This window comes from Anaerosporobacter sp., from assembly GCF_965301125.1.
In genome coordinates this window covers 1-8,664 of the sequence record NZ_CBDLAM010000159.1, presented here as the reverse complement: position 1 = coordinate 8,664, position 8,664 = coordinate 1, and the positions used below count along the sequence as shown (strand labels likewise).

Sequence of the window (8,664 nt, the reverse complement as noted above, 5' to 3'; positions counted from 1 at the left end):
AAAGATTCTGGCGAACTCACAGAATTCATTTCCTTTTAACTTATTAGTGAATCCCGTACCATTATCAAGTTCATGATGATGAAGCACTGCATTTAGAATCTCTTCATCTAATTTGTAATTTTCTTTCAAATACTTGTACCCCATTAGAGGGTGAAGATTATACGTATTCTCATCAACATTCTTAATTTTAGGAGAAATTAAAGCAATATCTTTTAATAATGCGGCCAAACATAACTTTATCAGCCTATCTCTACTAATGTTCAGTTTTAGCCCTAATGCGGTAGACATAATTGCAACATATATTGATCGCTCCACTAAGGAATTGATTACAATCTTACTTGGCTCATATACTATTTTAAAATCCTTACCAAGTGAGATTAAATCATCCACAAATTTTTGTGCAACAATGTATCCTGCTGTCATATCAGCTGCGCCTGATGTACTATCACTAACCTTACCACCTATTGACTTTAATTTTTCTATACTATCAGAAAATTGTCTTAAATCCGTGGTATATCTATTCTTATTATCACTAAAGCAGTATTCATCACGAATATATACATGAGAAACTCCTAGTCTATTTAATACACTGATAGCAGCTTTTGATATTTTCTGTCCTTCTTTTAACAACAATTTTCCATCATTATTAATGACATCTGTTCCAATCTCTGTATTTTCTTTCAAAAAACTCACAGGTACCAATCTCATCTTAGCAATTCCTTTCAACGTTCACATTGTAGAGTTATTTTTTAAGATTAAACTGCTGTGTCAATTCATGCAATAATTGTGCCTGCGCTGTAAGTTCCTCACTGGCAGCTGCACTCTGTTCAGATGTTTCAGAGTTAGATTGAACTACGGAGGAGATGTGATTCACTTCAACTGTTATTTGATTGATTCCTTCAATCTGTTTCTTAGCAAAAACAGCAACTTCATCAACCTTTTCATCGATTTCAATGGAACGTTGATTAATATTTTCTAAAATCTTAGCTGTTTCTGTTGCTATTCTTGAGCCCTGTTCAACGGCTACTATGGTATCTTGAATTAATTCTTCGATATTTTTTGCAGCGTCCGATGAACTTTGCGCAAGATTTCTCACTTCATCAGCTACTACAGCGAATCCTTTTCCTGATGTACCAGCTCTTGCAGCCTCAATTGCTGCATTCAATGCAAGAAGATTCGTCTGGAAGGTAATATCATCCATTGTCTTAATTATTTCTTTGACTTGCATTGACTTTTGAGTGATTTTCGTCATTGCAACCATCATTTCTTTCATTTTACTATTTCCGTTGCCAACCATATCACAAGTATCTACCATTAATTCATTGATACCTTTTACATTATCGGCTGTTGTCGTTATCTTCTCTGAAATATCATCAATAGTTGCAGACAGCTCTTTCACACCATTTGCCTGCTTTGTCACACCAAATGATAACTCTAGAGCTCCACTAGAGATTTCATCTGCTCCCGCAGCAACCTGATCCGAGGCAATAATAACCTCTTCTAGGGTGCGACTTATATTCAGTGAGAACTTTTCTAATGATTTTTCAATCTTAGCAAAATCTCCAATAAAGCTTCCCTGACATTCCAATGCTAAATTTCCTTTTGAGAATTCTTCCATGCTAAGGTCAATCGCATTGATATATTTAGATAATTCTTTTGTAGAAATGTCAAGTGAATTACTTAAGGCAGTCATATCTTTAGTCTTACAATCTATATCAAAATTCAAGTTAAGCTTTCCTTCGGATAATTGTTTCGTCTCATTTGTAATCACCTCAAGATTTTGTACCACTTCTTTTCTTATAAATCTATAAAACTTAATGCAAGATAATGCAGCCAGGGCTATAATCAAGAAGGATAGTAGAACAGCTACAAGTAAAACAACCCCAAACTGCTCTTCCTGTTCAGTGATTTTTGCTTTTTTATTACTAATTAAATCCTCTAGCTCAGCAACTAATTTTTCAATATTAGTCATTACTTCCGATTCAAATAACTTTGCAGCTTCTTCACTGTTTGTGTTCTGCAGATTTAGAATTTTATCGGCAGCACCATGAATCGTATCATGCATTGGCTCAATTGTTTCTAGAAACTCTCGAAATTCTTCATCCTGTTCCAAATCTACACTATAAATAAACTTTCCAAAATCACACCCCTTAGGATCTGTACTCCCTGTAAATTCTCCTCCGTAATTTAGAGCGTACATTAAATTGTTACTCCACTTGTAATGTGCCACCTGTGCTTCATATAGTTTTTCATTAAAGTGATTTATATCTGAGATTGCATTGTTAGCATTCAATATACTTAACCCGCCTACAGCTGACACTACCATTAACAATGCAATCATTATCCCTATGACTGCAAAACCTTTTATCATCTCATATCCGAGAGTTTTTTCCTTTTTTATGCTTTTACTTAATTTTAACATAGTAACTTTATAGTAACCCTTTCAATGTTTGTATGTTATCATTAAGCAAACTTTATGATGAAATCAAGATATGTTATCTTGGATAATCATATTAAGTAACAAACCCTCCTTTATTCTATATTATTAGAAAGTAAAGCCTAGTATTTTCATCATACATATATTCAGTATAAGTAAATACACTTTCATCATCTCACCCTATTATACATTTCAACTATAGTATAATAAAATATCTTCATCTAATTCATAACAGTCTTACTAATGCTTGTATCCATTTAGTGTATGAAAATAATATGTATTCTTAATAATAATCAGATGTACGACCACTAACCTTACTAGTAATTTCTTTATTTCTTCATATCTCTCATAAAATCTGCCTAAATCCATAGGATATCTATAATGATTTTATAGATATCCCAGTGCATTACTATACTATCATGTGAAAAATAGTTAGTCAATATTAAATAAGTATTATATGATACCTTTATTAGGCAGATTTCTCATATTGTCTACTGATTTTATACCGTTAATAAATAAAGTTATCTTCACACTGCATCATCTTCCACATATGATTTAATGGGCCTCTTCCCTTCCCAAGTTTCATATTGTGAGCAATTGCTTTTGCAACATATGTTTTTGCTAGTTGCACTGCTTCTACCATAGAATATCCTTTAGCTAGGTTTGCAGCTATTGCACTTGATAATGTGCAGCCTGTCCCATGGGTATTAGGATTATCAAAACGTGCCCCAGTTAACCAGTGTATCTCACCCTCTATATATAACAAATCATCTGCATCATCACCAAAATGTCCCCCTTTACAAAGAACTGGACAACCATATTGGCTATAGATAATCTCAGAAGCCTTCACCATATCTTCTTTTTTCTCTATCTTCATACTAGCAATTACTTCTGCCTCAGGAATATTTGGTGTAAGGAGACATGCTAATGGAAACAACCTTTCCTTTAACACAGATATTGCTTCTTCACTAATTAATCTAGAACCACTAGTTGCTACCATTACAGGATCAACAACTACATTCTTTGCATTATATTGTTTTAATTTATTAGCAATACTGCAAATCAATCGCCCAGAGGATACCATACCGATCTTAACCGCATCTGGTTCAATATCCGTGAATATACAATCTAACTGTTCTTCCAAAAACTCTGGACTTACTTCCATTATTCCTGTTACTCCCATAGTATTTTGCGCTGTCAATGCCGTAATTGCACTCATCGCATATACTCCATGTACTGTCATTGTCTTAATATCTGCCTGGATACCAGCTCCACCACTAGAATCGCTACCTGCAATTGTTAATGCTTTATACATAAAAAGATCAACTCCTTTCAATCCTTACTTTAGCATTTCTCTCACTTTTATACAAAGTTCTTTCGTTTCTGCTTCAATGTCTTTGCTTGCGAATATCGCACTTACAACAGCAACACCACTTACTCCACTACCTTTTAGTTGTATTATATTATCATTTGCGATACCTCCAATTGCTACAACTGGAATATGCACAGCATCGCAAATCGCCTTCAAGGTTTCGTAACTTACTTCCACCGCATCGAGCTTTGTTCCAGTAGGAAATACTGCTCCTACTCCTAAGTAATCTGCTCCACACCTCTCAGCTAATAGTGCTTGTTCCACTGTCTGGGCAGAAACACCTATTATCTTATTAGTACCTAATTTTTCTCTTACATTACCCGCATCCATATCACTTTGTCCAACATGAACTCCGTCTGCATCAATCTTGCATGCAATATTAACATTATCATTAATAACGAATGGTACATGGTATCTCTTACATAATTCTTTAATTTCAATAGCCTCTCTTAAAAACTGTTCTTCAGCTAGTTCTTTCTCTCGCAATTGAAGAAATGTTGCTCCACCTTTTAAAGCCTTCTCAACCTGACTACACAAGCTTTCTCCATTCAGCCAGCTTCGGTCAGTAACTGCATATAGTAATAAGTCTTCACTTTTACAATTCAACTTCTCAGTCCTTCCTTTCTATCTTCGTAATTATTACGCGTAATATAACTGCATAGTAACAACCGTTGTCAATCTAATTATAAGATTTCGTATCTTGCACCTTTTCCTAACTCTTCTGCTGTCATATTACTAATGGCATCAATGATTCGATTTCTATACGTTGCATTCCCATCACCATCTTTCATTCTACTATAGCCAATCTCTCCTGCGAGCCCCATTGCACATACTGCTGCCGCCGCTGCTTCTAAAGTATGTTCCGGATTTGCTACAAGATACGCGGTTATCATACCCGATAACTGGCAACCTGTTCCTGTAATACTCGACATTTCTCTTTGTCCATTTCGAATTACATAACATGTACTTTCATCACTAACCAAATCTATTGCACCAGTAATAGCTATTACACTTTTTGTCTGTTTTGCAAACGTTTTAATGAATGTAACCGCACCTTTAAGATTTTCTTCAGTTACTGCATCAGCAACATCGGCATCTACACCTTTGGTATTACCGCTACCATTAGCAAGTGTCTTAATTTCCGAGATATTGCCTCTAATCACATCGAATTTTACTTCTTTCATTAGCCTAAATGTTGTTTCCGTCCGTAATGTGCTTGCTCCTGCCCCTACTGGATCGAGTAACACTTTATGCCCTAATTCATTTGCTTTCTTACCAGCTAACAACATTGATGGAATAGAATTTTGATTTAACGTTCCTATGTTGATATTCAGTCCACCACAAATTGTAGTAATCTCTTCTACTTCCTTACTATCATCTGCCATAATAGGACTTCCACCACAAGCAAGTAGAATATTAGCAACATCATTTACCGTTACATAATTGGTGATATTATGTACTAAAGGTGCTTTTGCTCTAACATTTTTTAAACATTGTTCTAACATATAATAAATTCTCCTTTCTTATGATTTGGATATTAAAAAAGCGACGCCAAAGGCATCGCAATATTAACATACTTCTGCATATGTCCCTACGTTGGCATTATCCAAATCAGGTTATGGGTCAAAGCGATACAGCTTACTCTCAGCCCAATTACATGAGCCCCCCTATTTCAAGATTTAATAATAGTTTGTTACACTATTATGGTTTATTATAACAGTTTTAAACAATATTACAAGTGGGTATTATAAGGATAAACTAGTTTTATTGTTTTCCTCTGAACGCATTTTTACCTAAATAAACTGCCTCCTTACCTAATTGCTCCTCAATTCTAAGAAGTCTATTATATTTTGCAACACGGTCACTTCTTGATGGTGCCCCTGTCTTAATTTGACCTGCATTGGTAGCTACAGCAATATCTGCAAGAGTTACATCTTCTGTTTCACCTGAACGATGAGAAACTACTGCAGTCCATCGGTTACATTTAGCAGCTTCTATTGCTTCTAATGTCTCCGTAAGGGTACCAATTTGGTTGAATTTTATTAATACAGAATTGGATACATCCATATCGATCCCCTTCCTGATACGTTTTGTATTGGTTACAAATAAGTCATCTCCTACTAACTGAATCTTGTCTCCAAGGGCTTTTGTAAGTTTATCAAAACCTTCCCAGTCCTCCTCTGCAAGTCCATCTTCAAGAGATTTAACTGGATAGCGATTACAAATATCTTCCCAATACGCAACCATCTCATCAACAGTTTTATATTCACCAGATTTCCAGAATAGGTATTCACCCTTTCTACCTGCTTTTGCTGCTTCTTCATACATCTCTGTAGCTGCTGCGTCTATAGCAATATAGAAATCTTCTCCCGATTTATATCCTGCTTCATCAATTGCTTTTACGATATATTCTAGTGCTTGTTCATCTGAATTAAACTTAGGAGCAAAACCACCTTCATCACCTACCGCTGTTACATATCCATCAGATTTTAGTAACTTCTTAAGTGTGTGAAAAACAACAGTACTCCATTCTAAAGCTTCACGAAATGTTTTTGCACCAACTGGCATAATCATAAATTCTTGAATATTCAAACTGGAATCCGCGTGTTTACCGCCATTAATAATATTCATCATTGGGACAGGCAAAACTTTTGCATTCACGCCACCAATATATTGATATAATGGAAGTTCAACTGATTCAGCTGCCGCTTTTGCAACGGCTAACGATACTCCTAGTATTGCGTTAGCACCAAATTTACCTTTGTTATCTGTTCCATCTGCTTCAATCATTATGCGATCGATTTCGCATTGATTCAAAGCATTTTTTCCAATTAATAATTCTGCTATAGGGCCATTCACATTCTCAACTGCTTTTAAAACACCATTTCCCATATAGCGCTTCTTATCTCCATCACGTAATTCAACTGCTTCAAAGGCTCCTGTAGAAGCTCCTGAGGGAACAGCTGCTCTGCCAATGTTTCCGTCTTTAAGTAGAACCTCAACTTCAACAGTAGGATTACCTCTAGAATCAAGGATTTCTCTTGCTTTTACCAGTTCAATTTTTCTTTTCATGCTAATAGCTTCCTTTCTATACCAAATGTATTCAATATAGTACTATCCGCATGAATTGATTTTTTTATTCTTTTAATCTAGCATAAGTACGGAAATGCCTTTTGAAATTGCCTATATATAGGTAAACTAACAAGGAGATTGCCATAATTAATGACAATCTCCTTGCTGAAATTTATATTTCATACTATATTCTATAAATTGTATAATTTCGTATATTTTTCTTTTAGGTATCTTACATAATAATCTGCGTTAAGCTCTTCACCCATCATATCCATAAGAAATTCATTGGTGTTCTTAGTTTCTCCATATTTATGAATATGTTCTTTTAGATACTCACGGATTGGTGCAAGATTTCCTTCTAACAAATATTGTTCAAAAGGCATTACTGTTTTAATGTGATAGTAAATCTGTGCAGCAATTGCGGAACCTAATGCATAAGAAGGGAAATATCCTATGCTTCCCATGGACCAATGTACATCTTGAAGAATTCCTTCTTTATCACTAGAAGGTGTTATTCCTAGATATTCTTCGTATTTTTGATTCCAAATTGCAGGAAGCTCCATAACATCTACATCACCTTCTAAGAACATCTTCTCGATTTCATAACGAATGATAATATGAAGGGTATACGTAAGCTCATCTGCTTCTGTTCGAATAAGTGAAGGTACTGACTTATTGATACCCGCAATAAATTGTTGTAGGGATACGTTCTCTAACTGCTCAGGGAATGTTTCTTTTAGTTTAGGATAGATTGGCGTCCAGAATTCTTCGCTTCTACCAATTATATTCTCAAAGAAACGGGATTGTGATTCATGCATTCCCATAGATGCTCCTCCACCTACAGGTGTTTGCGTAAGTTCATCTGCAACTTGCATTTCATAAATTGCGTGTCCACCTTCGTGAATAACCGAGAATAATGAACTCTCTAAATTGTTTTCATAATAATGTGTAGTGATACGCACATCATGATTATGTAGGTTTGTTGTAAAAGGATGCTCGCTTTCTGCAATCACACCTTTCTTAAAATCAAAACCAATGTACTGTGCAAGAAATCTAGCGAATTCCTCTTGTTTCTTTACATCGTAGGATAAAAAGTTATAAGACTTATCAATCTGATCTTGTCTTTTTGCAACTTCCTTAATTAAAGGCACGATTTCCTCTTTAATTTTATTAAAGAAAGTATCTAACTTTTCCGTATTAAATCCTTCCTCATAATCATCTAACAGAATATCATATATTTTTTCTCCATCTTTTCTACGATACCCTGCAAATTTCTTTTGGAAATTAATAATCTTCTCCAATGTTGGCGCATATTCAGCATAGTTATTATTATTCTTAGCCTTAGCCCAGATGTTTCCCGAAACAGCTGTTAACTCGCTATATTCCTTGTTTTCTTCTGGTGGAATCTTCTCCATCTGCTCATAGCTTTTTAGTAATTTCTTAAGTATCGCTTTCTCTGTATCCTCAAGTTCCTCTTTATGTTCTTCTAACTTAGTTAGAATAGCACGAACCTCTGGATTAACAAAGGAACGAAATTGTTCGTCTGCTAGAATTCCCACTGCTTTTGCTGTATATTCAATACTTTCTTCTGGTGCCAATGTTTCATTATCCCAACTTAATAAAATTAACGCTGTATTAATAGCCATATCTTTATCAAGAAATGGTTGTAATTCTTCAAATAATTTGCTCATATTCAAAGGTACTCCTTTCAAATTAACTCATTATAACTTTAATAAACTCTCATCTCACTTGTAATAGTTAGTATGTAATCACAAAGAAGTGT

At 34.9% G+C, this 8,664-nt stretch carries 7 protein-coding genes and 1 riboswitch; all 7 genes read right to left on the bottom strand.

Features of this window, described 5'->3' with window-relative positions:
- Positions 1–708: HD-GYP domain-containing protein (locus tag ACW2QF_RS15080; protein WP_455716833.1), on the bottom strand; the 708-nt coding region annotated here is incomplete at its 3' end.
- A gap of 34 nt (positions 709–742) precedes the next feature.
- A complete protein-coding gene (locus ACW2QF_RS15075; RefSeq protein WP_455716832.1) occupies positions 743–2,371 on the bottom strand; it encodes a methyl-accepting chemotaxis protein in 1,629 nt (542 codons plus the stop codon).
- A gap of 574 nt (positions 2,372–2,945) precedes the next feature.
- Positions 2,946–3,752, bottom strand: a complete 807-nt coding sequence (gene thiD / locus ACW2QF_RS15070; RefSeq protein WP_455716831.1) for a bifunctional hydroxymethylpyrimidine kinase/phosphomethylpyrimidine kinase — start codon at positions 3,750–3,752, stop codon at positions 2,946–2,948.
- 24 nt (positions 3,753–3,776) lie between these two features.
- Positions 3,777–4,415: a thiamine phosphate synthase gene (gene thiE / locus ACW2QF_RS15065; RefSeq protein ID WP_455716830.1), complete on the bottom strand. Its 639-nt coding sequence runs from the start codon at positions 4,413–4,415 to the stop codon at positions 3,777–3,779.
- Between the two features lie 77 nt (positions 4,416–4,492).
- A complete protein-coding gene (thiM, locus tag ACW2QF_RS15060; protein WP_455716829.1) occupies positions 4,493–5,314 on the bottom strand; it encodes a hydroxyethylthiazole kinase in 822 nt (273 codons plus the stop codon).
- A 65-nt stretch (positions 5,315–5,379) separates the two neighbouring features.
- Positions 5,380–5,488, bottom strand: a riboswitch (TPP riboswitch).
- An 85-nt stretch (positions 5,489–5,573) separates the two neighbouring features.
- Entirely contained in the window at positions 5,574–6,881 is a 1,308-nt protein-coding gene (gene eno / locus ACW2QF_RS15055; protein WP_455716828.1) for a phosphopyruvate hydratase, read from the bottom strand.
- Positions 6,882–7,072: 191 nt separating this feature from the next.
- Positions 7,073–8,572, bottom strand: a complete 1,500-nt coding sequence (locus ACW2QF_RS15050) for a carboxypeptidase M32 (protein ID WP_455716827.1) — start codon at positions 8,570–8,572, stop codon at positions 7,073–7,075.
- Positions 8,573–8,664: the final 92 nt, after the last annotated feature.

What these genes read in the sequence shown, in the direction of transcription:
- ACW2QF_RS15075 (WP_455716832.1), bottom strand. Translation starts at nt 2,371, where the DNA reads ATGATAAAAGGTTTTGCAGTCATAGGGATAATGATTGCATTGTTAATG.
- thiD (WP_455716831.1), bottom strand. Translation starts at nt 3,752, where the DNA reads ATGTATAAAGCATTAACAATTGCAGGTAGCGATTCTAGTGGTGGAGCT.
- ACW2QF_RS15050 (WP_455716827.1), bottom strand. Translation starts at nt 8,572, where the DNA reads ATGAGCAAATTATTTGAAGAATTACAACCATTTCTTGATAAAGATATG.
- eno (WP_455716828.1), bottom strand. Translation starts at nt 6,881, where the DNA reads ATGAAAAGAAAAATTGAACTGGTAAAAGCAAGAGAAATCCTTGATTCT.
- thiM (WP_455716829.1), bottom strand. Translation starts at nt 5,314, where the DNA reads ATGTTAGAACAATGTTTAAAAAATGTTAGAGCAAAAGCACCTTTAGTA.